The 26913-nt window shown below is 65.8% G+C and carries 23 protein-coding genes; 4 read left to right on the forward strand and 19 right to left on the reverse strand.

All coding sequences use genetic code 11. The annotated features are described in order from the left end of the window. Positions 1 to 124: 124 nt before the first annotated feature. Together PKE71_RS14790 and PKE71_RS14795 are read right to left on the reverse strand one after the other, a co-directional pair. A complete protein-coding gene (locus tag PKE71_RS14790; RefSeq protein WP_271187769.1) occupies positions 125 to 892 on the reverse strand; it encodes an RlmE family RNA methyltransferase in 768 nt (255 codons plus the stop codon). Beyond that, complete coding sequence (locus tag PKE71_RS14795) at positions 889 to 1995, reverse strand: Ppx/GppA phosphatase family protein (RefSeq protein WP_271187770.1); 1107 nt, start codon at positions 1993 to 1995, stop codon at positions 889 to 891. Before PKE71_RS14795 ends, PKE71_RS14790 begins: the two co-directional genes overlap by 4 nt. A gap of 231 nt (positions 1996 to 2226) precedes the next feature. Between PKE71_RS14795 and hspQ the strand changes: the two genes are divergently transcribed. Then, positions 2227 to 2562, forward strand: a complete 336-nt coding sequence (gene hspQ / locus PKE71_RS14800; RefSeq protein WP_271187771.1) for a heat shock protein HspQ — start codon at positions 2227 to 2229, stop codon at positions 2560 to 2562. A gap of 233 nt (positions 2563 to 2795) precedes the next feature. Here the strand turns inward: hspQ and PKE71_RS14805 are convergent, their stop codons facing one another. From PKE71_RS14805 to PKE71_RS14825, 5 genes are all read right to left on the reverse strand, one after another. After that, positions 2796 to 4349 (reverse strand): class I adenylate-forming enzyme family protein, encoded by a 1554-nt coding sequence (locus PKE71_RS14805; protein ID WP_271187772.1) that lies wholly within the window; start codon positions 4347 to 4349, stop codon positions 2796 to 2798. 287 nt (positions 4350 to 4636) lie between these two features. Continuing rightward, positions 4637 to 5644 (reverse strand): fumarylacetoacetate hydrolase family protein, encoded by a 1008-nt coding sequence (locus tag PKE71_RS14810; RefSeq protein ID WP_271187773.1) that lies wholly within the window; start codon positions 5642 to 5644, stop codon positions 4637 to 4639. A gap of 60 nt (positions 5645 to 5704) precedes the next feature. Beyond that, positions 5705 to 6715, reverse strand: a complete 1011-nt coding sequence (locus tag PKE71_RS14815; protein WP_271187774.1) for a hypothetical protein — start codon at positions 6713 to 6715, stop codon at positions 5705 to 5707. Between the two features lie 23 nt (positions 6716 to 6738). Then, positions 6739 to 7368: a carbonic anhydrase gene (locus PKE71_RS14820; RefSeq protein ID WP_271187775.1), complete on the reverse strand. Its 630-nt coding sequence runs from the start codon at positions 7366 to 7368 to the stop codon at positions 6739 to 6741. Between the two features lie 163 nt (positions 7369 to 7531). Further along, a complete protein-coding gene (locus PKE71_RS14825) occupies positions 7532 to 7999 on the reverse strand; it encodes a tetratricopeptide repeat protein (protein ID WP_271187776.1) in 468 nt (155 codons plus the stop codon). 212 nt (positions 8000 to 8211) lie between these two features. Here PKE71_RS14825 and PKE71_RS14830 point away from each other — a divergent pair, with 212 nt between their 5' ends. After that, positions 8212 to 9120, forward strand: coding sequence for a LysR family transcriptional regulator (locus tag PKE71_RS14830; RefSeq protein WP_271187777.1), 909 nt, complete (start codon positions 8212 to 8214; stop codon positions 9118 to 9120). A gap of 105 nt (positions 9121 to 9225) precedes the next feature. On the opposite strand, the gene PKE71_RS14835 is transcribed toward PKE71_RS14830, so the two are convergent. Genes PKE71_RS14835 through PKE71_RS14845 form a run of 3 tightly spaced genes read right to left on the reverse strand, consistent with a single transcriptional unit; the run spans position 9226 to position 11534 of the window. Next, positions 9226 to 10617 carry an exonuclease domain-containing protein gene (locus PKE71_RS14835; protein ID WP_271187778.1) on the reverse strand — a complete coding sequence of 464 codons (1392 nt, stop codon included), beginning with the start codon at positions 10615 to 10617 and terminating at the stop codon, positions 9226 to 9228. 23 nt (positions 10618 to 10640) lie between these two features. Beyond that, complete coding sequence (locus PKE71_RS14840) at positions 10641 to 11147, reverse strand: ImmA/IrrE family metallo-endopeptidase (RefSeq protein WP_271187779.1); 507 nt, start codon at positions 11145 to 11147, stop codon at positions 10641 to 10643. 15 nt (positions 11148 to 11162) lie between these two features. After that, the gene (locus PKE71_RS14845) at positions 11163 to 11534 is read right to left on the reverse strand and encodes a helix-turn-helix domain-containing protein (RefSeq protein ID WP_271187780.1); all 372 of its coding nucleotides are present in this window, start codon (positions 11532 to 11534) and stop codon (positions 11163 to 11165) included. 137 nt (positions 11535 to 11671) lie between these two features. Between PKE71_RS14845 and PKE71_RS14850 the strand changes: the two genes are divergently transcribed. After that, positions 11672 to 11851: a YjzC family protein gene (locus PKE71_RS14850; protein ID WP_271187781.1), complete on the forward strand. Its 180-nt coding sequence runs from the start codon at positions 11672 to 11674 to the stop codon at positions 11849 to 11851. 361 nt (positions 11852 to 12212) lie between these two features. Here PKE71_RS14850 and PKE71_RS14855 read toward each other — a convergent pair whose 3' ends face one another. The 5 genes from PKE71_RS14855 to PKE71_RS14875 form a co-directional block, all read right to left on the reverse strand. Continuing rightward, positions 12213 to 12881 (reverse strand): TIGR02466 family protein, encoded by a 669-nt coding sequence (locus PKE71_RS14855; RefSeq protein ID WP_271187782.1) that lies wholly within the window; start codon positions 12879 to 12881, stop codon positions 12213 to 12215. Further along, positions 12878 to 13936 carry an isoaspartyl peptidase/L-asparaginase family protein gene (locus PKE71_RS14860; RefSeq protein ID WP_271187783.1) on the reverse strand — a complete coding sequence of 353 codons (1059 nt, stop codon included), beginning with the start codon at positions 13934 to 13936 and terminating at the stop codon, positions 12878 to 12880. The genes PKE71_RS14855 and PKE71_RS14860 overlap by 4 nt, the downstream gene beginning before the upstream one ends. An 81-nt stretch (positions 13937 to 14017) precedes the next feature. After that, positions 14018 to 16057, reverse strand: coding sequence for a penicillin-binding protein 1C (pbpC, locus tag PKE71_RS14865; RefSeq protein ID WP_271187784.1), 2040 nt, complete (start codon positions 16055 to 16057; stop codon positions 14018 to 14020). 4 nt (positions 16058 to 16061) lie between these two features. Further along, positions 16062 to 20921 (reverse strand): alpha-2-macroglobulin family protein, encoded by a 4860-nt coding sequence (locus PKE71_RS14870; protein WP_271187785.1) that lies wholly within the window; start codon positions 20919 to 20921, stop codon positions 16062 to 16064. 90 nt (positions 20922 to 21011) lie between these two features. Next, complete coding sequence (locus tag PKE71_RS14875) at positions 21012 to 21722, reverse strand: sulfite exporter TauE/SafE family protein (RefSeq protein WP_271187786.1); 711 nt, start codon at positions 21720 to 21722, stop codon at positions 21012 to 21014. 110 nt (positions 21723 to 21832) lie between these two features. Here PKE71_RS14875 and PKE71_RS14880 point away from each other — a divergent pair, with 110 nt between their 5' ends. Next, positions 21833 to 22615 (forward strand): DUF2189 domain-containing protein, encoded by a 783-nt coding sequence (locus PKE71_RS14880; protein ID WP_271187787.1) that lies wholly within the window; start codon positions 21833 to 21835, stop codon positions 22613 to 22615. On the opposite strand, the gene ccoS is transcribed toward PKE71_RS14880, so the two are convergent. The 4 genes from ccoS to ccoG are packed head-to-tail and all read right to left on the reverse strand — an operon-like array spanning position 22552 to position 26895. After that, positions 22552 to 22773, reverse strand: a complete 222-nt coding sequence (gene ccoS, locus PKE71_RS14885) for a cbb3-type cytochrome oxidase assembly protein CcoS (protein ID WP_271187788.1) — start codon at positions 22771 to 22773, stop codon at positions 22552 to 22554. The two genes, PKE71_RS14880 and ccoS, sit on opposite strands and share 64 nt — an antisense overlap. Then, positions 22773 to 24956 (reverse strand): copper-translocating P-type ATPase, encoded by a 2184-nt coding sequence (locus tag PKE71_RS14890; RefSeq protein ID WP_271187789.1) that lies wholly within the window; start codon positions 24954 to 24956, stop codon positions 22773 to 22775. Before PKE71_RS14890 ends, ccoS begins: the two co-directional genes overlap by 1 nt. After that, positions 24944 to 25414: a FixH family protein gene (locus tag PKE71_RS14895; protein WP_271187790.1), complete on the reverse strand. Its 471-nt coding sequence runs from the start codon at positions 25412 to 25414 to the stop codon at positions 24944 to 24946. Before PKE71_RS14895 ends, PKE71_RS14890 begins: the two co-directional genes overlap by 13 nt. Then, a complete protein-coding gene (gene ccoG / locus PKE71_RS14900) occupies positions 25414 to 26895 on the reverse strand; it encodes a cytochrome c oxidase accessory protein CcoG (protein ID WP_271187791.1) in 1482 nt (493 codons plus the stop codon). The genes PKE71_RS14895 and ccoG overlap by 1 nt, the downstream gene beginning before the upstream one ends. Positions 26896 to 26913: the final 18 nt, after the last annotated feature.

Raw genomic sequence — 26913 nt, forward strand, 5'->3', positions numbered from 1 at the left:
CTTCACCGGGTTGCAGACGATCCCTCGGGACCTCTCGAATACCCTTTATTCCAGACCTTCCCGGCGGATCGTCTGCAATGCCCGATATCTCCGATGCCGCCCGGCAGACGGAGATGCACGCCTGTCAATCCGCGCCGCGCTGCCCCCGGAACCCCATCGCGATGACGAAAGTCTCGGCGCTCTCGGAGCGGCTGGCGTCAGGTTTGAAGTGGCGGACCTTGTCGAAATTGGCTTTCAGCAGGTCCAGCAGTTCGCCTTCGGCGCCGCCCTGGAAGACCTTGGCGACGAAGAAGCCGCCAGGCTTGAGGGTTTCCAGGGCGAAGTGCGCGGCCAATTCGACCAGGGCGACAATGCGCAGGTGATCGGTCTTCTTGTGGCCGGTCGTCCAGGGCGCCAGATCCGAGATCACCGCATCGGCCGGCCCGCCCATTTCGGCCTTCACCAGGTCCGGCGCGTCATCGGCCGAGAAATCGTGCTGCAGCAGGGTGGCCCCGGCGATGGGTTCGATCTCCAGCAGGTCGATACCGACGACTTCGGCCGCGTCCTTCTTCAGCGCCACCTGCACCCAGCCGCCCGGCGCCGAGCCGAGATCGACAATCCGCATGCCGGGACGCAACAGGTGGAAGCGCTCGTCCAGCTGGATCAGCTTGTAGGCCGCGCGCGAGCGATAGCCCTCCATCTGGGCTTTCTTCACATAAGGGTCGTTCAGCTGGCGTTGCAGCCAGCGGGTGGAGGAGGATTTGCGGCCGCGCGCCGTCTTGACGCGCTCGAACATCTGCTTGGCCGCACGGGCATCCCCGCCCTTGGTGACGGGGCCGGACCGGCGCCGGCGGCGCCCGCCGCTCTCACCTTCGCCCTCGCCTTCGGGCTTGTCGCTGTCGTCGTCGCTCATTCTTCGCCATCCGTCTCGTCACTGTCGCGGCGGCGCTTGCGGCGGCGCTTGCGCGACTTGCGCATCAGGTTCAGCAACATGCCTTCGCGCAGGCCGCGATCGCCGACGCGCAGCCGGTCCGCCGGCCAGGCCTCTGCAACCGCCTCGTAGATCGCACAGCCCGCGAGCACAAGCTCGGCGCGGTCCGAACCGATGGTCGGTTCCAGCGCCCGGCCCGCGACATCCAGATTGCGCAGGCGCGCACAGGCGGCCAGCGCCTCCTCGCCCGACATCCACAGCCCGTCCACGCGCGAACGGTCATAGCGCGGCAGGCGCAGGTGCACGCCGGCCATCGAGGTCACCGTGCCGGACGTGCCGACCAGATGCCCCCGCCCCTCACTGAACAGCGGCCGCATGGCCCGGGCACCGCGCGGGGTCTTCATGAGACCGGCGGCATAGGCCTTCATCTCATTATACCAGGCCTCGCGGTCCTCGCGCTCGGGAAAGCGTTCGGACAGGGTGACAACGCCGACCGGCGTGGAGGTCCAGGACTTCATCGGCGGGCGCCCGCCGCTCTCCGGCCCGCCGCGCTTGCGCCACTCGGCCAGATCCACCCAGGAAAGCTCCGTCGAGCCGCCGCCGATATCGATCACCAGCGCGGCATCCTTTTCCGGATCCAGCAGGTCGACACAGCCATGCACGGCCAGGCGCGCCTCTTCCTCCGGCGAGATCAGGTCGAATTCCAGCCCGGTCTCCGTGCGCACGCGCTCCAGAAATTCCTCGCCATTGCCGGCCATGCGGCAGGCCTGGGTGGCGATGGAGCGGTAGCGGATGGATTTGTGACGGCGGATCTTGGAGGCGCAGATCTTCAGGGCCTCGACCGCCCGGTCCATGGCATCGTCGGACAGCCTGCCCTCGGCGGCCACGCCCTCGCCCAGGCGCACGACCCGCGAAAAGGCGTCGATTACCTGGAAGCCGCTGCCTGTGCGGTGCGCCAGCAGCATGCGGCAATTATTCGTACCCAGATCGATCGCGCCGTACACCGGAGACGGCGCGCGCTTGCGCCGGTTCCGTTTGCGTCCGGCGGCGACCTTCCCCGGTTCCCCGGGTGATGGCTCCGCCATGATAGTCCTCTCGCCGCCCGGCGCGCCTCGATCCCGACACGGGAGACAAACCCGCAAGGGCCCGCCGGCGCGACACGAATCGGCCTGATACCGTTTCGAAACCAGAATACTCTCCCTGCCCCGGCCTGCAAGGATGCGTGACGGATGGCCCGTGTTTTCGTAGCTTATTGCCGGAAAGACCCCATATGGTGGGGTATGAACACTTTAATGGACGCGAGTCAGAGTACGCCCATGATCATTCGCCACGCCCGTTTCGGCCTCGGCGATGTGGTTCGGCACCGCCTTTTCCCCTTCCGGGGCGTGGTGGTGGATGTCGATCCGGAATTCGCCAACACCGAGGAATGGTACCAGTCCATCCCGGAGGATATCCGTCCGTCCAGGGACCAGCCTTTCTACCATCTGCTGGCCGAGAACGAGGAAAGCTATTACGGCGCCTATGTCTCGGAAGGAAACCTGATCCCGGATGCCGAGAACGGCCCGGTCAGCCACCCGCAGGTGCCCGAAGCCTTCGAAGGCTTCGACGGCGAACGCTACACCCTGCGCGCGGGACCGGAGAGCGCGCACTAATTCGATACACACACGGTGTCATCCCGGCCGGATAGCCCGCCCAGGCGGGCTGGAGCGCCGGGACCCATAAACGCCGGCGTCGGCCGGAAGCAAGCTGGATAGCGCGAACAAATGGATGGGGACCGGGACTATGGGTCCCGGACCTGCGCCCCGCCTGCGCGGGGCGTCCATCCGGGATGACAGATCAGCTTTTCTTCGCCGGGATGACAGTGGGCCGCATCTTCAACCCCGCCTCACCCCGCCGCGGCATACCCCGCCTGCAATTCGCGCTTCAGCACCTTGCCGATGGCGCTGCGGGGCAGTTCGTCGATGATGCGCAGATCGGCGAGGCGCTGCATCTTGCCAAGCTTCGCATTCGCCCAGGCGAGGAGTTCGTCCGCGCTGGCTGCGTCCGGTGCCGACAGGCACACGAAGGCCACCGGCGTCTCGCCCCAGTCCTTTGACGGCACGCCGACCACAGACGCGTCGGCCACGGCGGCGTGCTCCATCAGCACGGCTTCCAGGTCCGCCGGATAGATATTCATGCCGCCGGAGATGATCATGTCCTTGGCGCGGCCGGCGATGGTGAAGAAGCCGTCTGCATCCATCTTCGCCAGATCGCCCGTGCGGATGAAACGCTCGCCCTGCGGCGAGATCCATTCCGCCTCGCGCGTCTTGTCCGGCCGGCCGTGATAGCCGGTCATCATCGAGCCCGAACGGCCGACAACCTCGCCCACCTCGCCCGGCGGCAATTCGCGCCCGTCCGGTCCGATGACGCGGATATCGTGACCGGGCATCGCCTTGCCCACCGTGTGCAGCTTGTCCGGATGTTCGTGGGCAACGAGGACACAGGAACCGCCGCCCTCGGTCATGCCGTAGAACTCGATCAGACCGCCCGGCCAGCGGCGCAGCACCTCGGCCTTCAGCTCCGCAGAGAACGGCGCGGAGGTGCAGTATTTCAGGCGGAAGGCCGACAGGTCGAAGGCGTCGAAATCCTCCACTGCCAGGATGCGCTGATACTGTACCGGCACCAGCATGGCATGGGTCGCCCGGTGCTGCTGGGCCAGTTCCAGAAAGCCCCGCGCGTCGAATTTCGGCATCAGCACGACGGTGCCGCCGCCCGCCAGGGCCGGCAGGAAGGCAACCAGCGTGGTGTTGGAATAAAGCGGCGTCGACACCAGCCCTACCGCATCGGGACCGAACCCCGGCGGATCGGTCAGCTGGTTGTGCGGCCAGCGCATGCGGTGCGATTGCACGATCCCCTTGGGCGTGCCGGTCGTGCCCGAGGAATAGATGATGTTGAAAGCCATGTCCGGCGTGATCCCGACCGGCTCCGGCCGGGCGCCCTCCGGTGCCATCCAGCCCTCCAGCGGAGCGCCCCGCGCGCCCTCTGTCAGCGCGATGAAGTCTGCCCCGACGCCCGCCGCGACCGGTGCCAGATGCGCCGAGACCGCTGCATCGGTGAAGATATGGCTTGCCCCGCAATCGGCGATCATGCCGGCGAGCTGTTCGGCCGTGGCCGAGGGAGAGAGCGGCGCGACGGCCGCGCCTGTCCGCAGCGTTGCGATGAAAACGGCGACATAGTCGATCGAGGCCGAGGCACAGATCGCCACCGCGCCGCCGGGCTTCACCCCGTCGCGCTGCAGCGCCGCCGCGATCCGGTCGGCCCGCGCATCAAGTTCGCGATAGGAGATGCCCGCATCGCCGCAGAGCACCGCGGTCTTTTCGGGATCGGCCGCCACCTGCAGGGCGAACAGCCCGGTGAAGGTGCCGAAGGGCTGCTGCACATAGTCCCGGATCGCACTCACCGCATCTCTCCCGCCATGGATTTAAAGACAGGGTATGCCTGTCCCGCCACATATTCATGCGGAAAGGTTAGCCTTGCGATCTGCGGTATGGAAGAAGCGCGGTGCAGCAGCACCAAGGGCTCGCCCCGTTTGCGGGGGAGCTGTCCGCGTCAGCGGACTGAGGGGGCGGCGCGAAGCGGCGCAGAGCGCGTCAGCGCACATACACTCACCCCCTTCGACCTCACCCGGCCCGGGGCCGGGATCGGCCACTTCCCCCGCTCACGCAGGGGAAGCCTTGCCGACAGCCCCTACGCCTTGACCACTTCCTGTTCGATGGCGCCGAAGATGGAGTGGCCGGTCTTGTCCTTCATCTCGATGCGCACCGTGTCGCCGTAATTCATGAAGGGGGTTTTCGGTTCGCCGCTCTCGATGGTCTCGATCATGCGGATCTCGGCGATGCAGGAATAGCCCACCCCGCCTTGCGAGATCGGCTTGCCGGGACCGTCGTCCAGCTTGTTGGAGACCGTGCCCGAGCCGACAATCGTGCCGGCGGTCACCGGGCGCGTCCTGGCCAGGTGGGCGATCAGCTGCGGGAAGTCGAACGTCATGTCGACGCCGCACTCGGCCTTGCCGAAGGGTTCGCCATTGTATTTCACCAGCAGCGGCAGATGCAGCTTCCTGCCGTCCCAGGCCTCGCCCAGCTCGTCCGGCGTCACAGCGACCGGCGAGAAGGCGCTGGGCGGCTTGGACTGGAAGAAGCCGAACCCCTTGCCCAGCTCGGCCGGGATCAGGCCGCGCAGCGAGACATCATTGACCAGCATGACCAGACGGATCGCCTTCTCGGCCTCCTCGACCGAGCAGCCCATCGGCGCATCGCCGGTGATCACGGCGACCTCGCCTTCCATGTCGCAGCCCCAGGCGGTGTCGCCCAGCGGGATATCGCCGCGCGGCGCCAGGAAGGCATCGGATCCGCCCTGATACATCAGCGGGTCGGTCCAGAAGCTGGCCGGCATTTCCGCCCCGCGCGCCTTGCGCACCAGTTCGACGTGATTGACGTAGGCCGAGCCGTCGGCCCACTGGAAAGCCCGCGGCAGCGGCGACAGGGCCTCGCGCTCGTGGAAGCGCTCGCGCGGGATGGTCTCGCGCTCCAGCTCGTCGGACAGCGTGCGCAGCTCGCCCTCGCATCGCTCCCAGTCGTCCAGGGCAGCCTGCAGCGTCGGCGCGATGCGGGTGGCATCGGCGCACCAGGCCAGATCCTTCGAGACGACGACCAGACGGCCGTCACGGCTGTCCGACTTGAGCGTTGCGAGTTTCATGATCGGTCTTTCCTTCGGTTTCGTGGATACCGGCCGCCCCTCTGCGGGAGCGGTCCGGCGCTAGACCAGCGCGCCGGGCAGGCGCCCGTCGCGCGGGGATTGCGGGAATACGCCGTAGCTCCAATCGACGATGGCGTCGAGCTCCGGCCCCAATTGTTCCGCGAAGCGTTCGGCCTCGGCGCGGCGGCGATCCGGGCCATGCGCCTGCCCCGTATCCTTGGCATCGCGGGTGAAGAGCGGCCCGGACGCGGTGGCGGCGATATGCTCGGCGCCCAGCTCCAGCCCGAAAAAGGCGTCGACAGCCGTCAGCCCCTGTTCCGGCGCCGCGACGAAGGCATCGCCGTCGAGCCAGGCGAAGCGATCCGCTGCGCCCTGGGCGCGTGCTTCCAGCATGGCCGCGACCTGCATCTGCCAGACGAGGGCGGCGATCTGCAGGTCGGACATCTGCATCAGCTGACGCGGGTCGGTGCGCGCGACCGGATGCCCGTCCATGGCAAAGATCGTGAACAGCCGCCGCGCAAAGGCCCGTCCCGCCTCGCCCTTCTTGGCGATGGAGATCAGGAAGGCGCGCAGCTGGGAGGTGAGGAAGAGATGGCGGCTGTCCGGGAAGAGGCGCACCACGTCGCCGATCAGGTTGTTGACCGTATTGGTCGGCTTGATCGTGACATGGGCCTCGCCGGCAAAGGGCTGGCTCAGGGCACCGACAACCGGTTTCAGCCAGGTATCGGAGACCGCCCGGCCCTCGCGCCGCTTGATGTTGGCCAGCTCCATCAGGGCCGCCGGCTCTTTCAGGCTCAGATTGACGCCCGGCCGGTCGAGACAGCGCGCCAGCAGGGTCGAGCAGCAAAAGGCGGTATGCCAGATGAAGACCGGCGCGGCCGGCTTGTCCGGCTGCGGCAGCTCGCTCAGCGGCACCCCCCGGGTGCGGCAGCCGGTGCGGTCCCAGCGCTCGTCCAGGAAGGCGGTATCGGCGAGACTGTCACGCGTGGCCTCGCACAGCCGCACCGCCCGGTTCTGCGCATCCAGCGCATCGGGGAACCACAGCGCGTCCGGCGTTACCGTGTCCGTCAAATCCTGCTCCCTGCCTGCCGGTCTCAGACCGCGCCGAACGCGCCGTCCTCGCCCAGCCATTCCAGAATACCGTCATGAATGGAGAAACGGGCGCCGTGAAGCTCCAGACCGCGCTGTTCGATCGCCTCGCGCACGAAGGGGAATTGCTTCAGACGCTCCAGGGAATGGCGGATCGAGACCAGCTCCAGCGTGTCGGCGATCTCGGCCAGCGGCGCATCGCCCAGCTCGCCGCTCACCTCGGCCCGCGCCGGCTCCATCGTGCTCAGCCAGGGACCCAGATAGGTGTTGGGCAGGCCGTCGAGGCCTGTGGCACAGGCTTTCACGCCGCCGCAATCGCCATGGCCCATGACCAGCACGCCCTTGACCTTGAGCACTTTCACCGCAAACTCCAGCGCCGCGGAAACGCCGTGCAGGCCCCCGCCCTCTTCCGCCGGCGGGACCAGATTGGCGACATTGCGCACCACGAACAGCTCGCCCGGCGCGGCATCGAAAATCGCGGCCGGATCGACCCGGCTGTCCGAACAGGCGATCACCAGCGTGTGCGGCGTCTGCCCGTCGGCAAGCTCGGCATAATGCGCCCGCTCGACCCGGAACCGGCCATCCTTGAAGCGGTGATATCCCGAGATCAGGGTTTCCGGCGGCTGAAACGACATGAACACCTCCCGCGATGACTGGGCCCCTCAGCGGGCATCTTTGCCAGCGGTTCTAGTTGCAATCGCAAGCAACGGGAACCCGCAGCCGCAGGCAAAAAAGGCCGGCCCCGCGAACGGGACCGGCCTCCAGTGTGGTGCATTTCGCCCTGGCAGTCTGGGAGGATTACCCGGCAGTCGTGCACTGAGCCATGGCCAGATTGGCCTCGACCTCGTCCTCGCCGGACGAGGCCGCGTTCGCCGCCTGGAACGCCTCGACAGCGGCCGCGCGGTCACCGGACAGCCACAGGGCCACGCCACGATTATTCATCGCGCGCCAGGCATCGTCGCGCATCTCGATGGCTGCATCGCAGGCCGCGATCGCCAGCTCGTACTCGCCGGTGGCGGCGTAGGCGGCGCACAGATTGGTGTGGGCGGCCACCTTGTGACCCGGCGCGCCGGAACCGGCGACGACTTCCTCGCCGAAATGGATGGCTTCCGGCCACTCGCCGCGGCTCACCGCATTGTACTGCGCACGGATCACGCCGTTGGCGGTGCGGTGGGCGGCAAATTGCGGTTCGGCATCGCAGGACTGGGCCAGGGCCGCCGACGAAGACACGGCCGCCAGGGCCGCCGCGAGAAACACAGAGCGCATGGTCACTCCCTCAACAAGCGCGACCCTTCGGGGGTGTCCGTCAGGGACAGAACGGGCTCCGGTCCGTTCTCCAGGTCGCGCGACCATTCAAGATTGGCAGACGGCGCCGCTCCGCTGGGAAGCCGCGCCATCCTCGTAAACAGCGTTCAGATTTAGAACGAAGTTATGCGAATGGAATTGACGAATTCAGGATCGCCGGAATACATATTCGTATGGATGACTGGTCCGATTATCTTGTCTGCCTGGCCATTTCCGAGGCCGGCAGCCTGACCGCCGCGGCGTATCAGCTGGGCGTCAGCCAACCCACCGTGACCCGGCGCCTGCAGGCGCTGGAACGCCGATTCGGCGAGCCCGTTTTCGAGCGCGAGAACGGCCAGTCACGGCTCACCCCGCTCGGTCAGAAGGTTATCGCACATGCCAAGCGCATGCGCGACGAGGCCTCGGCCATCGAACGCGCCGTGATCGCCCAGGACCAGTCCCTGTCGGGCCTGGTCGTGGTCTCCGCCTCCGAAGGCATCGGCGCCGACTGGCTGCCGCGCGCCCTCGTCTCCTTCCAGCGCGCCAATCCGGGCATCGGCATCGAGATCGCGATCAAGAACAATTCCGCCAATCTGGCCGACCGCGAAGCCGATATCGCGCTGCGCTGGAACGGTCCGGGCACACAGCAGAGCCTGATCGGCCGCCGCGGCGCCACGGTCGGCGCGGGCCTCTACGCCTCGAAGGACTATCTCGACCTGCACGGACGCCCCGAACAGGTCGAGGATCTCGCCGACCATGCCTGTGTCGGCTGGTCGATGGGCGATTATTTCGGCTGGCCGGCCAATGCCGACGGCGCCCCCGTCCTGCCCCGCCACGTCTCGATGAAGGCCAACTCCCCGGCCAGCCACGTCATGGGCATCGAGGCCGGCTTCGGCGTCGGCGTCACCTCCCACCGCCTCGCCCGGCGCAACCCCAACCTGGAACGCCTGTTGCCGGACTTCGAGTCCTCGCTGGACCTCTGGGTCGTCGCCCACGAAACGGTGCGCAAGAGCGCCCGGGTACGCGCAGCCTTCGACCACATCATCGCGCAGATGCAGGCGGACGGGGCGTATTTCACGCGGGGGGAGGCCTCGATTTTGTGAGGGGGAGTACGCTGGAAACTCTAGCCTGCACAATATCGTGAGTACTTGGCCTGACGGGCCAAACCAGACCAAACGCTCGTACCGACGGCAAAGCGCCCACCAGCACTAGCAACCGGACGCTACGCGCTCCTCTAGGCCGTCGAGATACCGCTCAAAACCCTCTAGGATCGCTGATGCTTGGGGGTGTGTTTGACTAGCCTCTTCAAGTTCTTCACGGGCTTTGGCAATTGTTCGCCATGGGACGTCACTACCACTTCCCGTCAACCGCGCGTGAAGCAGTGTCTGGAAATAATCTCGGACCTCAGTTGAGCAGATATCGTGCGCGTGTTCCCCAAGTAGGCGGCGGCCCAGCTCTCGAAGCCTAGGATCCCCAAATTGCGCAACAACGGCCTCCCTCTCAGTCCAAGGGGCACGATGAAATCTGTCCATCAACTGCTGGTCTGCTTTCGATGGAAAACCCCCATAGATCTGCTGTTCGATGTGGATTTGCTCATATTCGACTGAAGCTAGCTCCAGCGCTGTCTGGAGCAGACGATTTTTTAGATCTTCATCGCGTTGTAGCGCTTCGGCGCGGTCAAGAAGCTCATCAACGTCGAGCCCAGAAAAGCTATCGATTTCTTCCCAGGACTTTAGACTCGGTGACTGGTTCGCTTTTATTCGGCGAACAGGCTTGGGAGACCGCAAGAGTAATGCTCGGAGGGCTGCATCGCTCAGCGAGCCCAGGGAGACTGGGTCGTTAGTGATGTCAAGGCAATAGAACTCACTGTCAATATCCGGGTTCGAGCCAATAGGCGCAAGGGCGTACTGGGACAGTTTTCCGAAATATGCTTCGGTGGCGACTACGAAAGGTTCAGTTTGCAGAAAGGCGATCGTTGATCGCTTATTGGCAAATCTCATGAGATTAGACCAGTGCTCTGGCGCTCTCTCTCTCAACAAGCGGGCAATGAAGATCGTTGCCTCCACATCCGCTATCGCGTCGTGGGCATTTTCGTGCGCGAATCCATTCGCAGGTGCCAGTTGGTCTAGTTTGAAGGATGGTCTGCCACGAGGGTTGCGCGGCACAATAAGAGCATCTGGTAGGTCCAATGCGACAGCTTGTGCCAGAGTCAATATATCGGCTCTAGCGTTGCCGTTCGTGTTGGTGAGAAAGGGGGGATAGAGGTTTTGGTATAGAGCCTGCCGAAATAGTTCCTCATCGAAGCGGATCGTATTCCAGCCAGCAAAGACTGACGGAGACCATTCGCTTAGGGCAGACTGAAGCTCACTCACCATTTCATAGTAGGTGGGATGAGTTGCGTTGAGGCATTGTTCAATCGAGACACCTGTCACGGCCAGAGCACCGGGTGCCGGGATAGCGAAGGGCCTTAGCCGGCATCGGCGCTCTATGCGGTCAATTTCGTTGAATTCTTCATCGGTTCGGATGGCCGCAAATTGCAGGATTTGGTCGAAGTGCCGGTCAATTCCTGTCGTCTCGGTGTCGTAGAAAATGAACGCCATGCTCTTCTCCGACTCGGTCTTCTCTACCGGAGGAGTCTGTATTGCAGGGCTGCGGTGCTCACTTGGAATTTCGCTGCAAGTGCGGCCATGCGAGCTTCGTCCTCGAGATTGACGCCCTCACCAACCAGTGTCCGCAACCGCTCTTCCGGCATAAGTAACTCCGAAGCAAAATTGTTTGCTTGGATTTCAATAAGTTCAGTACCTTGCGTGGAGACGGCGTCTCGTCGCAGCATTCCTTTGTCGACATGAACACCGGCTTCGAGCTCATTCGCATGGAGCACGTGATGGCCAATTTCATGGGCGAGGGTGAAGCGCTGCCGATTGGGATGGTGAAGTGAGTTTACCCAAACGAGCTTCTGGCCATCCTTGATAAACGCCATACCCGACAGCGCATCATCAAGCGGTGTGTAGTCGACACGGATGCCGAGCTTTCTAGCGAGCCGTGCAAGGGGAGTGGGAACCCGCTCTATGCCGCATTCGCTGAGAAGCTCTTTGGCGCGTTGACGCGCCTGGTCAATTTTTATTCCCATAAATGGCCTCTACCGTCAGCCGACGGTCTTTGAAACAATAGCGGTAACCTCGGCAAGTTCTTCATCTGACAATGCTGCTGAAGCCTCACCTATCGGAATATTCACCACCTCCGCATCCTTCTTGCGGCTAGAAGGAATACTCCTCGGCAGCAACGTACGCGGATCGCCAACATCAAGTGCATCAGCAACCTGATAGAGTAGAAAGATTGATAGCGCTTGGCGGCCCTTCTCAATGTTGGCGAGTGAAGAGCGAGATATCCCAACGCTCTGCGCAACATCCGCTTGCCGCATTCCGGCCGCGCGCCGTCGATCCGCCAGCGCCTTGCCGATAGCCCGATTCAGTGCCTCTTGTGTCATCGAGAAGCTGTGAACTACGCGCACACACATGTCAATATGCCAAACATAATGTTTGCTAAACAATCATGTTAATGTTGGCGATTGCAACATGAACGAATCTCATCCATAGTCGCCTTCGCCAAAGGGCTGGGCATGGTGTTCAGTCGGCGAAAAAAAGGAAAAGACCCATGGCCAAGACGCCTGGATCAAATACCGGCCGCAATGGCGGCATCTATCAGGAGGTCGGCCCGCGCGGCGGTCGCCGCCCCAACTATGCGACCGTTCCGGATAATACGCGGCTTCCGCCGACCACGACGCCCGGCTCCGGCTGGGTTCCGGTCCGTCGGACTCCCGACAGCAAGCGCTAGGGGAAGTACTATGGCGAACATTCCGAACCGTCCGAATGTGCCGGAACTTCCGTCGCGGCCTGAGCCGCGCCCTTTCCGGCCTTACACGCCACCTGTGGAGCGTCCGATGCGTCCGTTCACGCCGGAACGTCCCGCACCGTGGACGCGCTGAGCGCACTCACGGTTCTCCCCTTCGACTAATGGCCGACGCGGAACTCTGCGTCGGCCATTTTTTGGGATTGTGAGATGATGCACGAAAATCGAACAACACACCGAGGAATGTTGGGGTCGATCTCATAGTGAGAGCTACCTTTAAACGGTACAGCCTAGACTAGTTGCTCGCACGACCTAGTGGACTATCAGTACGGCATTCTGGCGCCCCCTACCCCTCCGGCGGCGCTCCTGCCGGCAAGGCCAGCACATTCATCGCCACGGAGATCCGCTCTCGCGGGCCCTTGTGGGGGCGGACGGCGTGCATGAGCCAGGACGGGAAGATGACCAGCTTGCCGGGCTCGGGGCGGACGCGGAACTGGGACATCTGTTTTTCGCCGGTCTCGTCGGTGAAGACGAGGTCGGGGGCGGTCATGCGGATCATCGGGAAGCGCGGATCCTGGGCGACGAAGAAACCGTCCTCGGCATCGCCGCCATCGTCGATGTAGAAGCTGGCCGACCAGAAGGAGCCGGGATGGGCATGCATCTGGTTGGACGCGCCGGCGGGCGAGACATTGGCCCACATCTCCATGCCCATTTCATAGCGCGAGCGGCCCTGGGCGGCGTTCACGTCCGAGGTGAAACGGCCGCAGACCTGCATCGTCTCGCGCGCCAGCTCGATCGCCGCCTCGCCGCCCCAGTCCAGCATCTCGATATCGGAATGCCAGCCATGGATATTCGAGCGCCGCACGCCCGGCGAGGCGGCCCGCCGCGCCAGGATCGTCCGTTTCAGTTCCGAGACCAGACGGTCGGCGCCGGGCAGACGCACCTCGATCAGGGGGGTGGCGAAGAGCCGGTTGACCGTGATCTGCGGCGCGGCGCTGCCGCCCGTCACCGTCATTCCTCGTCGCCGTAGATCGCCACCACCGGCTCGCCGCCTTCGCTCAGGCGGGCGCGGTACATGCCCGGCGTGTTGAAGCTCCAGGCGATATCGCCCTCAGCCGTCAGCGCGATGATGCCGCCATCGCCGCCCAGATCCGTCAGCTCTTGCTGGATCACCTGGTCGGACGCTTCCTGCAGGGTGAGGCCCTGCATCTCGACCAGCGCACAGATGCGGCTGGCCACGGTCAGGCGGATGAAATACTCGCCCGTGCCCGTCGCCGAGACGCCGCAGCTGTCATTATTGGCATAGGTGCCCGCGCCGATGATCGGGCTGTCGCCGACCCGGCCCCAGCGCTTCGCCGTCGTGCCGCCCGTCGAGGTGCCCGCCGCGATATTGCCGGCCTCGTCCAGTGCGACCACACCGACCGTGCCGAAACGGTGTTCCAGCGCATCGCGCTCGAGCAGGCCCTCCTGGACCGGTTCCGGATCCGGCGCGCCTTCCGGACGCGGCGGAATCTCCAGACCGTCGCGGCCGAGCGAACGTTCCAGCGCCGCCCAGCGGCGTTCGGTGAAGAACCAGGCCGGCTCGACCATTTCCAGCCCCTGCTCCCGCGCGAAAGTCTCCGCGCCCTCGCTTTGCAACATGACGTGACGCGAATGTTGCATCACTGTACGCGCAAGGGTGATCGGATGTCGCACCTGTGTGACGCCTGCGACAGCGCCGGCCTGAAGGGTCGCCCCGTCCATGATCGAGGCGTCGAGCTCATTGCGCCCGGCCGCCGTGAACACGGCACCGCGTCCGGCATTGAACATGGGATCGTCCTCGAGACCGTGGATCACCGCCTCGATCGCATCCAGCGCACTGCCGCCCTGCGACAGCACCGCCTCGCCACGCTCCAGCGCCGCATGCATGGCTGCGCGATAGGCGGCATCGGTCTCCGGCGTCATGCTTTCACGCTCGATCACACCGGCCCCGCCATGCACGACAAGCGCCCAGTTTCCGTCCTCCGCCAGGACCGGAGACAGGGTCAGAAGAACCGCGGCAGAGGCCGCCGGCAGAACAGATCGCAGCATGATGAAATCTCCCCAAATCAGTTGGTTTCAGCTTTGCCATTCGCGCCGCCCGGCGCAAGCCTGAAGACGCTCCGGGGCTGCTCAGCCGCCCGTGCGGATGCGCACGCGGGACTGCGCCATCCGGCCGGATTCATCAACCGCCGTAACGGCATAGAAGCCCGGCCCCGGCGGCACCCAGACCGGTTCGCCCAGCGCATTGCGGTCAACCGGCTCCCCATCGGCATACCAGTCCAGTGCACCGCGCGCCTGGGCCGCCAGGACAAAGCCGCGCCCCTCGCCTTCCGACCAGACCTCGGCTCCATCCGGCGGGAAGAGGATGTGCGGTGCCGGGTCGGTGCGGTATTGCGCCAGCGTACCCGGAACGTCCGGCACCGGCGCCCGGTCTTCCGCCCGCGAGACAGAGCCCGGCTCGATACGCTCCAGACCGTCTGCCAGGCGGAACAGCAGCGGCAGGGCGCCTTCACGGCCGGTAATCCCCTCCCGCGGCGCACCGTCTGCCCGGCCGGTCCAGACCACGAGGGTGTAGCGTCCGGTCACGCCGGCCGCCCAGGCGTCCCGGAAGCCATAGGATGTGCCCGTCTTGAAGGCGATGTCCGGTGCCCCGCGCGCCAGCGAAGCCGGCATGCGCCCGCCCGGATGCGGCGCCCGGCGCAGGATATCGAGCACTTCCGCCGCCGATTCCGCGCCCAGCACGGCATAGCCGTCTTCAGCCGCCGGATCGTCTTCGCGCCAGCGCAGCGGACGCGCGACGCCCTCATCGCCCAGGGCTGCATAGAGCACCGCCAGCTGGCGCAAGGTCAGCCCGGCTCCGCCCAGAGCCACGGCGAGCCCGCTGTCCGCTCCCGCCGTGCGCGGACGTTCCGGATGGGCACCAGCGAAAGTCAGCGCAGCGTTGAAGCGGCGCGCGCCTACCCCGTCCAGCGCCGTGACAGCCGGGACGTTCAGCGAGTGCTGCAGCGCTTCGGCAATCGTGACATCGCCGCGGAAACGCCGGTCGAAATTGTCCGGCCGGTAGCCGGCAAACCGGCGCGGCAGGTCTGAAATGCGTGTCCCGCCGGCGGCCAGACCATCGTCGAACGCCATGCCGTAGATGAAGGGTTTCAGTGTCGAGCCGGGAGAACGCGGCCGGTCGGTCAGATCGATCCAGCCGCCGGGGCGCGCCCGGCTGGCCGACCCCGCCATCGCCCGCACGGCCCGCGTCTGCGTCTCCACGAGCATGGCGGCGAACTGCACGTCCGGTCCGGTTTCCCGGGCTGCCAGCGCCAGTTCTTCCTGCAGCATTGCCTGGAGGTGGGTATCGAGGGTGGAAACGATGTCCGCCTCTCCGGGCCCGGCCGCCCGGCGCAGGGCATCGGCCGCATGCCAGGCATCGGCCGGGAAGTCCTGGCGCCCCGGCGCCGGATCGAAAGCGGCATCGGCGGATGCATCCGCACGCGCCAGCCCCACCTCCGCCAGACGATCCAGTACCCGCCCGCGCGCCAGCACCGCATTGTCGGGACGACGGTCCGGACGCCGCGCTTCGGGTGATTGCGGCAAGGCGATCAGCAAGGCGATCTGCTCGATGGTGAGCGCGTCGGGCTCGCGCCCGAAATAAGCCCAGCTGGCCGCCCGGACGCCCTCCAGATTGCCGCCATAAGGCGCCAGTGTGAGATAGAGTTCGAGGATTTCGCGTTTGGAATAGCGCAGCTCCAGCTGCCAGGCCCGCAGGATCTGGATGATCTTGGCGCCGACCGTCCGCTCGCGCGGCTCGATCAGGCGGGCAAGCTGCATGGTCAGGGTCGAGCCCCCGGACACGATGCGGCCGGCCAGGGCGCTGTCCCGCGCCGCACGCACCAGCGCCAGCGGATCGACGCCGGAATGCTGGTAGAAGCGCGCATCCTCATAGGCCAGCAGGGCCTCGACGAAATCCGGATCGATGCCGTCCAGATCGGCTTCAAGCCGCCAGCGGCCGTCAGCGACCGGAAAGGCCCGCAGCACCTGCCCGTCCCTGTCCCGAACCACGGTGGAGACGTCATGCCCTGCCTCGACAGGCGGCGGCAGAGCATGGTCAGCCGCGAGAACCGCCGCAAACAGGGTCAGGGCGATCACCCCGGCCCAGTATATCCGCGGCAGTCCCAGCACGGCATCAGCCTCGCGGTGCGATCACGACACGCCCGGTCGCACTGCGCGCGAACGTGTCCGGCCGGTACATGTCCTCGACCACGGCACCGGGCAGTGTGTAGGTGCCCGGCGTCACGGCGCGCACGACATAGGCGATACGCTCGGCCCGCCGGTTGCGCAGGTCGAGTGCTGCCACGAAGCGGTCATCGCGCGCTTCGGCCACGCGCGGCTCGCGGATATTGTCGAGCCACGAATAGACACCGCTATTGCCGGCATCCTCCGGCCGCACGACAGCCTCGATCTCGAAGCCTGGCGGCAGAAGGTCTTCCACGATGGCCGGGATCAGGCGTTCCTCGCGCGGCGCGACAACAAGATCGACGATCAGGCGGTCGCCCTGGACCAGGTTCTCCAGATCGGCCTCGGAACCATCGAGGCGGCGGATCCGCTTCTGGATCACCAGGCCCTGGGCATCGACATCCGGTGCCTCGACGGTCTGGCCGTGAGCGATCTGGGTCACCCAGGCCGGCGCATCGCCGGTCATGCGGAACTCGACCCCCTCACCGATCTCGCCGGCTTCCAGCCGGTAGCGCAGCGGGCCGTCGGCCTCGGCGGGCGTGTCGACTGCGATCTCCTCTCCGCCATCGCGAAGCGCATTCGCGGCGAGAAGCAGGAAGGCCTTTTCCTGTGTGTTGAGACGCGCGGGTTCCGGCAGATCCTGACCGACACGCTCGGCCAGGCGAGCGACACGCTCATGCTGGCCGGCTTCAGCGGCCAGGGCCAGAACACCGGCCAGGTCACGCCGCGGCGACATGTAGTAATTGCCGGGGTTCTCAAAACCCAGCGCCGCCTCGGCCGCATCGAAGGCACTCACCGCACGGGCCTGGTCACCGATCAGATAAAGCGCCGCACCGATCTGTGCCCGGGCCAGCGGGCTTTCGATCGCCTCCAGGCGCTCGTCATGCATGTAGCGCAGGCGCGACCGGTCGACCCGCCCGGCGCGGGCCAGAACGTAGAGCGCATAGGCCGCGGAACGGTCATTGAGACGCTCGGGCGTATCGGTCTGACCGCGCCAGCGATGTATCTCGGTGTCATAGCCGTTGACCCGCCACATCTCGCCGGAGGCAATATGCTCAAGGCCGGTATAGGCTCGTTCCAGTGCCGCATCCGGCACGGTATATCCAGCCTCCCTGGCCCGCGCCAGGAAGTCGGTCGCATAGGCACCGATCCAGGGCCGCAAGCCGCGGTCGCCGATACGCCACAGGCCGATGGCACCATCGGCAGACTGGCGTGACAGCAGCGTTGCAATGGCCTCCTGCACGCGTGCCCGCGCGCCCTCGACCGGGTCTTCACCCGCAGCGCTGGCGAGAGGATCGGCGTAGAGCAGCGGCAGCGCCCGGCTGGTGATCTGCTCGGTACAGCCATAGGGGTAGCGGCTGAGCGCCGTCAGCAGTGCCGCCTCGTCCAGCGGCGTCGGCGAGAAGCTCACCGTCACATCGGACGTGCCCGGCAGATAGCCGGCCAGAACATCGCTGGACAGGCGCCAGCTGTCACCCGGCATGACGCGTCCGCGCTCGACACGGGAGGATGGCAGCCAGGCCGAACGCACCTCTATGGGATAGCTGCGCGCGACGGCAAACTCGTCCGGCCCTTCGACCGACAGCCCCACCGAGCCCACGCCGACATCGCCGGACGAAAGTCCGTAACGGCGATCGATACGCTGGCCGGCGGCGAGCTCGATCGTCTCGGTGGCAGACATGCTGACCGGCGGTTCGGCATCCATCGCCACGGCATAGGCGCCCGGCGCACCATCGATATTGTCGATCGTCAGCGTTGCGGTCGACCGATCGCCCGGGGCGAGGAAGCGCGGCAGGATCAGTTCGGCCGGCACATCGTCGCGCACGGTCAGCGGCTGGGCCGCCTGACCGACGGCGCGGCCGCTCCAGGCAACCGCCATGAGGCGCAACTCGCCATTGAAGTCGGGCACGTCGAAGGACACGGTCGCGCGGCCATTGCGGTCCACTTCAACGGGGCCGGTGAACAGCGCCACGGTCTGCGTCGGCACGACAGTCAGACCGGCACCGCCGATCTGGTCGCCACCCTGGCGCACGGGCGCGGCGGCGCCCTGGTTCGGATCGAGCAGGCGGCCATAATCATCGTGCAGATCGACATCAAGCGCCGTCTTGCCGAAATACCAGGCCTGCGGATCGGGGGAGGCAAAGCGGGTCAGGGCGAGAATGCCCTCATCGACCGCCGCCACGGAGACGTAGGCACCGCTGCGCACCGGCCCATCGATCGCCAGTTCCAGCTCGACGGTCTGGCGCGGATGAATGCGTTCGGGTGCGTTGAAATCGATCTCCAGCGTCCGGTCCGACATGTCGACGGGCAGGTGCAGAATCCCGACAGCCCGGCGCGGGGCCGGACGGTCGACCGGGTCGCGCGGCGTGTAGACCGACACCATGGCGTAGGCGCCGGCGCCCCAGTCCTCGGTGACATTGAAGGACAGTTCGACACCGCCTTCGGGAATGCTGACAGAACGGGTTTCCAGCACGCGGTCGCTGGCGATCACCACCTCGGCCTCGCCGGGATAGGGCGGACGGATCGACACGGTTGCGGTGCCGCCAACGGCGACAGGCTCTTCAGGGCCCGACAGGGCGACGCGGTCCGGCGCCTCGACGCCCGGCTCGGAAGACCCGCCCCAGCCGACCCAGAACTGGGCGCTGGCGGACATGCCGCTCTGCGGGTCGGTCACGACAAGCTGATAGTCGCCCCAGTCAAGCGCGCGCAGGGACAGGGGATCGGCGCCCTCACCATCAAGCGACAGCACACCTTCCTCGATCGGCACGACATGGCGGGTGCGGCGCCAGCGCCAGCGTTCGCCATCGGTGCGGTACCAGTCATAATCCCAGTCGATCCGCATCAACTGCCATTCGACATCGGCCGCGACCGGCGCACCACCGGCATCGACCGCGATCACGTCGAAAGCGCTCTCGCGATTACGTCCTGCGCGGCCTTCGAATTGCGGCTTCAGGCCGAGATAGAGCGGCGCAGGACGGTAGGGAATGCGGACATCATCGGCGACAGCCCGGCCGCCGGGTTCGATGGCGGAGACGACGGCCCGGATGCGCAGCGGCTGGGTGGCATCGGCACCGATCTCGCCCGCACTGACGGTCAGGGTCGCGGCACCGGCACCATCGGCCACCGTGCCAGGCAGATCCTCGGTACGGTCGCGGAAAGGTTCGTCATGCCGGCCGAAGCTGAACCCGGGATAGTCGGCGAAGGGACGCGGGTCGGTCTCGATCCGCAGACGCCCCTCGACCGGCAGTCCCGCACCCGGAGCGCCGTAGAGGAAGCGGACATTGGCGGCGATTTCACGCTTGCCGCCAAGAAGGATCGGCGTCTCGTCATCGGCGTCGAGTTCCAGGGCGATGCGTTGCGGAACGAAATCCTCGACCGAGAACCGGGTCGAGCCGACATCGCCATACCCGTCCATCGTCGCGACGATGCGCCATTCGCCGCGCGCGGCGGCCACGGGCAGATGATAGTCCCAGAAGACAGATCCGGCCTGCGGCAGGCCCTCAAAGCGTGACACGGCGGCTTCGATACCGTTCGGCCCGTAGACCGTCAGCGTGACGGGCCGGTCCGAAATCGCGACGGCTTCGGCATCACGTACCATCGCGCCGGCATGCACGGTCTCGCCGGGCCGGTAGATGCCCCGGTCGAGCCAGACATAGCCGTCTGCACCGTCCGGGCGCTGGCGGCCGCCGATATCCTGACCGGACAGGTCGACCGGGTTGCGCTGGAAATCGAGCACCGCGAAATCATTATTGCGGCCATAGGCGGTCAGGAGACGCGGTGCCATGGCACCCTCGCCGCGCGTCAGCGGCCCGTCAAAACGCGCACGGCCGTTCGAATCCGTCATGGCCGTGGCAAGGATCTCGTTGGAGTGTGCGATCAGCTGCACCTCGACACCGGCCTCCGGCATCGCGGTCTGCAGCGAGCGCACCACGAAATCGATACCATCCGCACCGCGATAGGCCGTCAGCGCCAGATCGGTGATCACGAGCCAGCGTTCGGCGCGGGCCGGAACGTCATCGTCAGCCGCTTCGCTGTCTTCGCGTACCGAAACGAAGTAGGCGCCGGGCGAGAGGGTTCCGATGGCTTCGGCGATCGGGAAAACAGTCGTCACCGGCGTATTCGGCGCGCCAGCGGTTTCCATGCGGCCCTGCCAGATCTGTTCGCCGACGGCGTGCGGGCTCTCCTCTTCGGGAACCCAGTTGTATTCGCCCTGGGCCGCGTTGAAGCCGGTCGTGATGGAGCGGAAGGCCAGCGCCCGGTCAGTGATCCGCCAGACTTCGAGTTCGACCGCATCGACATTCACCGTCTCGATGGCCAGACCATCGGCATCACGGCGGGGCAGGATCACGCCGTCGCCGGCAATGCCGACAAAGGCCGGGCGGTCGCCGAAATCGATCTCGACGGTTTCGTCCACCAGCAGGGCATCACCATTCGCGGCTGGCAGGCCCTCGCGCAGTGTAAGGCTCTGGCCGTCACCGAAGGTCAGACCGCCGACACACAGCGAGCGCCCCGATGCCGACAGGGCGATCGGGCGCTGCGGCGTCACGGCGACATAGGGTTCGTAGTCGGTGTCGGGATCGAGCGGATGCGTGAAGCCGAGGCAGACCTCCGGCGTGTCACCATCGACGCTGATCGCATAGCGCAGGAATGCGAAGTTCGCGGGCGCCTCGGTCGCAGCGCGCGGCGCATCGGCGGATCGTCGCTCCAGTTGAGGTCCGGTTGATTCGACCGTCTCGTCAGACGGACCGGTACACGCAACGGCCCCCAGCGCCAGTACCAGCGCGAGGATTCGACTGTGCCACAGCGACATCGCTGAACTCCTATCCCATTGGCGCCGAACCATAATGCTTTGTTAAGAAAAACGCACCGGCGAAATGGGCATTCGGCGCGATTTCTCCCGTCAGGCGAGTTCGATGCCGCAGAATGCGGCAATCGTGCGCCAGGGCAGTGCGGCCGAGGCTACACCGATCATCACGATCGCCAGCCCGACCGCGATTCGAACCCGGGGCGTGCGTGCCGCCGACAGCAATCCGGTGACGCCGAACGCCGCGGCGGTGACGGCTGGCAACGTGCCGAGTCCGAAACCCAGCATGATCAGCGCACCGGTCGCGATGGAGCCCGACAGCATGGCGTAGAACAGCGTGGCATAGACCATGCCGCAGGGCAGAAAGCCCCAGAGGAAGCCGGCCAGCAGCGGGCTGGCCAGCGACAGGGCTCCCGAAAACGGCGCCCGCATCCAGGTCAAAAGGCGTGCTCCCAGGCGGTCGACACCCGCCAGGGACGGCGCCCAGCCCGCGACCGACAAGCCGATATAGACGAGCATGGCAGCCGCCAGCCAGCGCAGGATGAGGTGGGCCTCGGCGCGATCGAAGGCGAAATAGGCCTGGGAACCGAGCGCTGCGAGGACAGCGCCAGCGAAGACATAGGCCGCTATGCGGCCGGTCTGTGCCAGCATGAGCGCCCGGGCGCGGCTTCGGGCTGCGTCACCACCGAGCGAAACAGACAGGCTTGCCGCGATGCCGCCGCACATGCCGACGCAGTGCAGGCTGGATGCGAATCCGGCGAGCATTCCGCCCAGAAGGCTCAGTTCTGACAATCCGGCCGGCGCCATGCCATACTCCCTGGCGCTGTCTTCGACTGGACAAGCCCACAAATAAAGTGTGGCGTAATGCCGCAAAACAGCTGACGATACCCAGCATAGAATTTCCGAGGGAGGACACCATGGTTCATCTCAAGCACGTGCGCCGGGACGCACCCTGGGCCTGGCTGAAAGCCGGATGGCAGGACATCATACGCGCGCCGCGGGTGACGGTCGGTTACGGCCTGATCTTTGTCGGTGCGGGCGCCCTGATCGTGCTGGGACTGAACGCTATCGGTTTTGCCTCCGCCGTCCCGGTCGCGCTGAGCGGTTTCGCCCTTGTCGCACCCGCCCTTGCAATCGGCATCTACCAGGTCCCCCGGGCGATCGAACGCGGTGAAAAGCCCCGCTTCCGCTTCATCATCTCGCGCTTTCCCTCGCGGCTGTCGCAGATCGGCTTTCTCAGCCTGCTGCTCTTGATGCTCTTCCTGCTGTGGGTCCGGATCGCACAATTCCTGCTGGTTGCCCTTGCACCCGATACGCCCCTGCTGCCGGGACCATTCCTGGAATACGCGCTGAGTGATCCGGCCGGGCTGAGCCTGATGGTCATCGGCACGGCGATCGGTGCAGTCCTGGCAGCCGTCGCCTTCTCCATGTCCGCCCTTGCCTTCCCGATGCTGGTCGATCAGGACGTGGACGCGGTGACCGCGCTCGTCGCGAGCTTCAAGGCCGTGATCGGACAGCCCTTCGTGATGCTGACCTGGGCCTGGCTGATCGCCTTCATGATGGCGGCGGGGTCAGCGGTGTTCCTGATCGGACTGGCGGTGACCTTCCCGTGGGTCGCGCTGGCGACCTGGCATGCCTACCGGGATTTCTCGCCGGAAGCGGCGCCGTCGGCGTCGTCCTCCGCCTCGCCCTCGGCATAGCCTTTCGGCACGATCGGCTTGTCGTCATCCATCAGGATGCGCTCTGCGGCCCCGTCCAGATCCTCGAACTGGCCGGACTTCAGGCTCCACATGAAAGCCAGGAGACCCAGACCGCCCATGGCGATGGCAACAGGTATCAGCCAGATCAGGACGGACATCAGCGAGCAAGCCTCAGCGCATTGAGAGTGACCAGGACCGAGGACGCCGACATGGCGATGGCGGCGATCAGCGGCGTGACCAGACCGGCCACGGCGAGCGGCACGGCGATCATGTTGTAGACCGCGGCCAGGCCGAAATTCTCCAGCACCCGCCGCTTGGCGCCGCACGACACATCATAGGCCACGATGGCCGCCGCCAGCCGGTCGCCCTGCAAGACGAAGTCGGCTGCAGCCTGGGAAATCTCCGCGGCCGAAGCCAGCGAGACGGACACGTCTGCCGCAGCGAGCGCCGGCGCATCATTGATCCCGTCGCCGATCATGGCGACGCTGCGCCCCTCGGCCTTGAGCGTTTCCAGGCGCGCAATCTTGTCCTGCGGTTTCAGCTCTGCCTGCCAGGCATCCAGTCCCAGCTCGGCCGCAACAGCCTCGACGGGGCCGGTCCGGTCTCCGGAGAGGAGCTCGACCCGGCAACCGCGTTCGCGCAGCGCGGCAACCGTCTCGGCAGCGTCTGCGCGCAGCCGGTCTTCAAAGCGGAAGCGGATGGGCGCCTCGTCACCGGCCTTGAGCCAGACTTCGCTGTGCGGATCACTCGCCGCCTCGATGCCCAGCCAGCGGGCCGACCCGAAACGGATCGTCACACCGTCCTCGACGGCCTCGATACCGCCGCCGGAAATCTCGCGCGTTTCAGCGGCTGCGATCCCCATGCCTGCGGCATCGGCGACGGCACGCGACAGCGGGTGACGGCTGGTCCGGGCGAGCCGTGCGGCCGTCTCGAATGCCATATCGGGGATGTCGTCCCTATTGATCAGGCGCGGACGGCCCTCGGTCAACGTGCCCGTCTTGTCGAACACGACGGTATCGATCCCGGCCAGACGCTCCATGGCGTCACCCGACTTCACCAACACGCCTTCGCGATAAAGACGGCCGGATGCAACGACCTGGACGGCCGGCACGGCCAGGCCCAGCGCGCAGGGGCAGGTGATGATCAGGACCGCGATGGCGTGGATGATGGCCAGGTGCGGATCCTGCCCTATAACCAGCCAGCCCAGCAGGGTCAGCGCGGCGAGGGAATGAACCACGGGCACGTAGAGCTTGGCGGCCCGGTCGGCGAGACGCACATAGCGCGACCGGCTTTGCTCGCCCGCCTCGACGAGGCGTGTGATCTCGGCGAGCAAGGAATTGTCGCGGTCGGCCGTCGCCTCCAGCACCAGCTTGCCGTCCAGATTCAGCATGCCGGAAAAGACTTCGATGCCCGGCCTTGCGGCAACGGGCGCGGTTTCGCCGGTCACAAGGGAACCGTCCAGCGCGCCCTGCCCTTCGCGGATCACGGCATCCACCGGCACCCGGTCGCCTGCGGCCAGGACCAGCCGGTCGCCTGCCTTCACCTCGCGGGCCGGGATCGCCTCGATGCGCCCGTCCGCGCGAATCCGGTTGGCGGTCGCTGCCTGCATCGCCGCCAGGCCGCGAGCGGCCTCTCCCGCCTTGGCCCGCAGGCGCATGTCGAGAAACCGCCCGATCAGCAGGAAGAAGAGCAGCATCGCCGCGGCATCGAAATACGTGTCGCCATGCCCGTAGAAGGTTTCCCAGATCGACAGGCCGCAGGCCAGGATCACCGCGAGCGAGATCGGCACGTCCATATTGACGTGCCTGTTGCGCAGAGCCGTGATTGCCGAGCGGAAGAAGGGCTGGCCTGCATAGGCGACCGCCGGCAACACGATCAGCGCCGATATCCGGTGCATCAGTGCCTGGGTCGCCTCGGTCATTTCCATGCCGCCGGCCCAGACCGAGATCGACAGCAGCATGACATTCGCCATGGCAAAGCCGGCGACCGCCATCGCACGCAGCAGCTTGCGCTCTTCTTCCTTCTGGGGATCGGCTTCAGCTTCCGGCTCGTAGGGCGTGGCGGGATAACCCAGCCGGCCCAGCCGGCTGACATAGGTCGATGCAAGCGCCGCATCGCCCCGCCAGCTCAGGCGAAGGCGGCCGGTCGACAGGTTGAGCCGTGCACGTTCAACACGGTCGTCCTCGAGCAGCCCCGACTCGATGCGCGAAATACAGCCGGCGCAGACGGCGCCGCGCACCAGCAGGTCAAGATGGCATTGTCCATCGGCGAGGCGGACAAAGGCCTGCGGATCGACCTGGCTGACAGGTTCGGAAAAATGGGCCGTGTCTAGCGCAGCCAAAGCGCGTGCTCCATTTCGAACGGCGCGTCGCCATTATTGCGCGCGCGCAGATGCCATTGCCCGGCCTCGGTACACGGCAGTGCGGCGCGATAGAGGCCGGCGCGGCCTTCCAGAAACTCGAGCGGACAGTCACGCGACGTGTTCGTGGGATGGTTCATGGCGCCGGTCAGCAGGAGCCCCGGAACGGGTGCACCATCGGCGTCGCTGACCTCAACCAGCAGCTCGCCATCGACCACGTTGACGCGGGCCGACCAGCCCAGCTCGGCCTGTTCGTGACGGCGGGCCAGCGTCTCGTTGTAATTAAGGCCCTGATAGTAGGAGCGCGGGACATCCTCGCCGGGATGGGTGCGCATGGCGAGGGTGATGAAAGTGGCGTTCACCCCGATCGTGACGCTGAAAAACAGCACGATGAGAACCAGGACATGCCAGCCCCGCACAGGGTTGAGAAACGACTTCATCACTCGGCTCCGGTCACGATCATTGACGGGGTGGTCGCGGTTTCGCCGGTCCGCGTGTCTGTGACGCGGAAATTGAAGGTCTCGCGTGCGCCGTCGATCGCACTGGCCGGCAGGGTGAGATATATCACGAAGTCCTGGGTCCGGTCGGCATCTACCGTCAGCTGCATGGGGGCATCATCTGCGGCGCCCAGAAGCCGCGTTTCGATCTGCGGATCGCCTTCGATCGAAAGAGTGAGAATGCGCGGCTCATTGGCCTTGTTCACGACTTTCAGATTGTAGCCGTTCCGCACCGAACCGTCCGACAGGATCACGAAGTTCGGGTTGCGGTCCCGCTGCGAATTGAGCTCGAGTTCCGACCGGTTGAGCAGGGCCGCCAGCATGATCGCCGCAACGATGGCAAAGGCCACGCCGTAGACGACCGTACGCGGGCGGATGAACTTGTAGACGGCTTTCTCGCCTCTCTGGAAACGGTCGACATTGTCGTCCGTCTCGTAGGTGATAAGGCCGGTCGGACGGTCCACCTTTCTCATGATGTCGTCGCAGGCATCGATGCAAAGCGCGCACTGGATACACTCCAGCTGGGCGCCGTCGCGGATGTCGATGCCCATCGGGCAGACCGCCACACATTGCTTGCAGTCGATACAGTCGCCGCGGCCGTCCCAGCTTTCATTCTTCTTGTGCGGGCCGCGCGGCTCGCCCCGGTCGACCCGATAGGTGACGTTCAGGGCATCCCGGTCCGTCATGGCAGCCTGGATACGCGGCCAGGGACACATATAGGTACACACCTGCTCGCGCATCGTGCCGGCGAGCGTGTACGTGGTGAAGGTGAGAATACCGGCAAACAGATAGGAGGACGGCTCGGCCTGGCCGGTGAAGAAATTCCCGATCACGTCATACGCGTCGTGGAAATACAGGATCCAGGCGCCGCCCGTCGCCAGTGCGATGACCAGCCAGACCGCGTGCTTGCCGATCTTGCGCCAGGCCTTGTCGAAGGACCAGGGCGACCGGTCCAGCTTGATCCGGGCATTGCGGTCGCCTTCAAAGGCGCGCTCGACCCAGATGAACAGGTCGGTCCAGACGGTCTGCGGGCAGGCATAGCCGCACCAGACCCGGCCGAAGAGTGCCGTTGCCAGGAACAGCGCCAGCGCCGCCAGGATCAACAGGCCGGTGATGTAGTAGACTTCCTGCGGCCAGATCTCGATGAAGAAGAAGTAGAAACGCCGGCCGGCAAAATCGACCAGGACGGCCTGGTCCGGCGCGTCCGGTCCCCGGTCCCAGCGCAGGAAGGGAACGAGGTAGTAGATGCCGAGCGTCACCGCCATCACCACCCATTTGACAGTCCGGAACTTGCCGTGTGCCAGTTTGGGGTAGATGGGCTCGCGCTTCTTGTAGAGTTCGCGCGTGTCCGCTGCGTTGACCGCTTCGGCCTTTGACTTGCGGATACCGGGCGCCGCCATGGCGCGTGTGTTCTTGTCACTCATGACGGCGCTTTATCCCGG

This window comes from Maricaulis virginensis (genome assembly GCF_027922185.1).
GTDB classification, from domain to species: Bacteria; Pseudomonadota; Alphaproteobacteria; order Caulobacterales; family Maricaulaceae; genus Maricaulis; species Maricaulis virginensis.

What these genes read in the sequence shown, in the direction of transcription:
- PKE71_RS14790 (WP_271187769.1), bottom strand. Translation starts at nt 892, where the DNA reads ATGAGCGACGACGACAGCGACAAGCCCGAAGGCGAGGGCGAAGGTGAG.
- PKE71_RS14795 (WP_271187770.1), bottom strand. Translation starts at nt 1,995, where the DNA reads ATGGCGGAGCCATCACCCGGGGAACCGGGGAAGGTCGCCGCCGGACGC.
- hspQ (WP_271187771.1), top strand. Translation starts at nt 2,227, where the DNA reads ATGATCATTCGCCACGCCCGTTTCGGCCTCGGCGATGTGGTTCGGCAC.
- PKE71_RS14810 (WP_271187773.1), bottom strand. Translation starts at nt 5,644, where the DNA reads ATGAAACTCGCAACGCTCAAGTCGGACAGCCGTGACGGCCGTCTGGTC.
- PKE71_RS14820 (WP_271187775.1), bottom strand. Translation starts at nt 7,368, where the DNA reads ATGTCGTTTCAGCCGCCGGAAACCCTGATCTCGGGATATCACCGCTTC.
- PKE71_RS14825 (WP_271187776.1), bottom strand. Translation starts at nt 7,999, where the DNA reads ATGCGCTCTGTGTTTCTCGCGGCGGCCCTGGCGGCCGTGTCTTCGTCG.
- PKE71_RS14830 (WP_271187777.1), top strand. Translation starts at nt 8,212, where the DNA reads ATGGATGACTGGTCCGATTATCTTGTCTGCCTGGCCATTTCCGAGGCC.
- PKE71_RS14835 (WP_271187778.1), bottom strand. Translation starts at nt 10,617, where the DNA reads ATGGCGTTCATTTTCTACGACACCGAGACGACAGGAATTGACCGGCAC.
- PKE71_RS14840 (WP_271187779.1), bottom strand. Translation starts at nt 11,147, where the DNA reads ATGGGAATAAAAATTGACCAGGCGCGTCAACGCGCCAAAGAGCTTCTC.
- PKE71_RS14845 (WP_271187780.1), bottom strand. Translation starts at nt 11,534, where the DNA reads ATGTGTGTGCGCGTAGTTCACAGCTTCTCGATGACACAAGAGGCACTG.
- PKE71_RS14850 (WP_271187781.1), top strand. Translation starts at nt 11,672, where the DNA reads ATGGCCAAGACGCCTGGATCAAATACCGGCCGCAATGGCGGCATCTAT.
- PKE71_RS14855 (WP_271187782.1), bottom strand. Translation starts at nt 12,881, where the DNA reads ATGACGGTGACGGGCGGCAGCGCCGCGCCGCAGATCACGGTCAACCGG.
- PKE71_RS14860 (WP_271187783.1), bottom strand. Translation starts at nt 13,936, where the DNA reads ATGCTGCGATCTGTTCTGCCGGCGGCCTCTGCCGCGGTTCTTCTGACC.
- PKE71_RS14870 (WP_271187785.1), bottom strand. Translation starts at nt 20,921, where the DNA reads ATGTCGCTGTGGCACAGTCGAATCCTCGCGCTGGTACTGGCGCTGGGG.
- PKE71_RS14875 (WP_271187786.1), bottom strand. Translation starts at nt 21,722, where the DNA reads ATGGCGCCGGCCGGATTGTCAGAACTGAGCCTTCTGGGCGGAATGCTC.
- PKE71_RS14880 (WP_271187787.1), top strand. Translation starts at nt 21,833, where the DNA reads ATGGTTCATCTCAAGCACGTGCGCCGGGACGCACCCTGGGCCTGGCTG.
- ccoS (WP_271187788.1), bottom strand. Translation starts at nt 22,773, where the DNA reads ATGTCCGTCCTGATCTGGCTGATACCTGTTGCCATCGCCATGGGCGGT.
- PKE71_RS14895 (WP_271187790.1), bottom strand. Translation starts at nt 25,414, where the DNA reads ATGAAGTCGTTTCTCAACCCTGTGCGGGGCTGGCATGTCCTGGTTCTC.
- ccoG (WP_271187791.1), bottom strand. Translation starts at nt 26,895, where the DNA reads ATGAGTGACAAGAACACACGCGCCATGGCGGCGCCCGGTATCCGCAAG.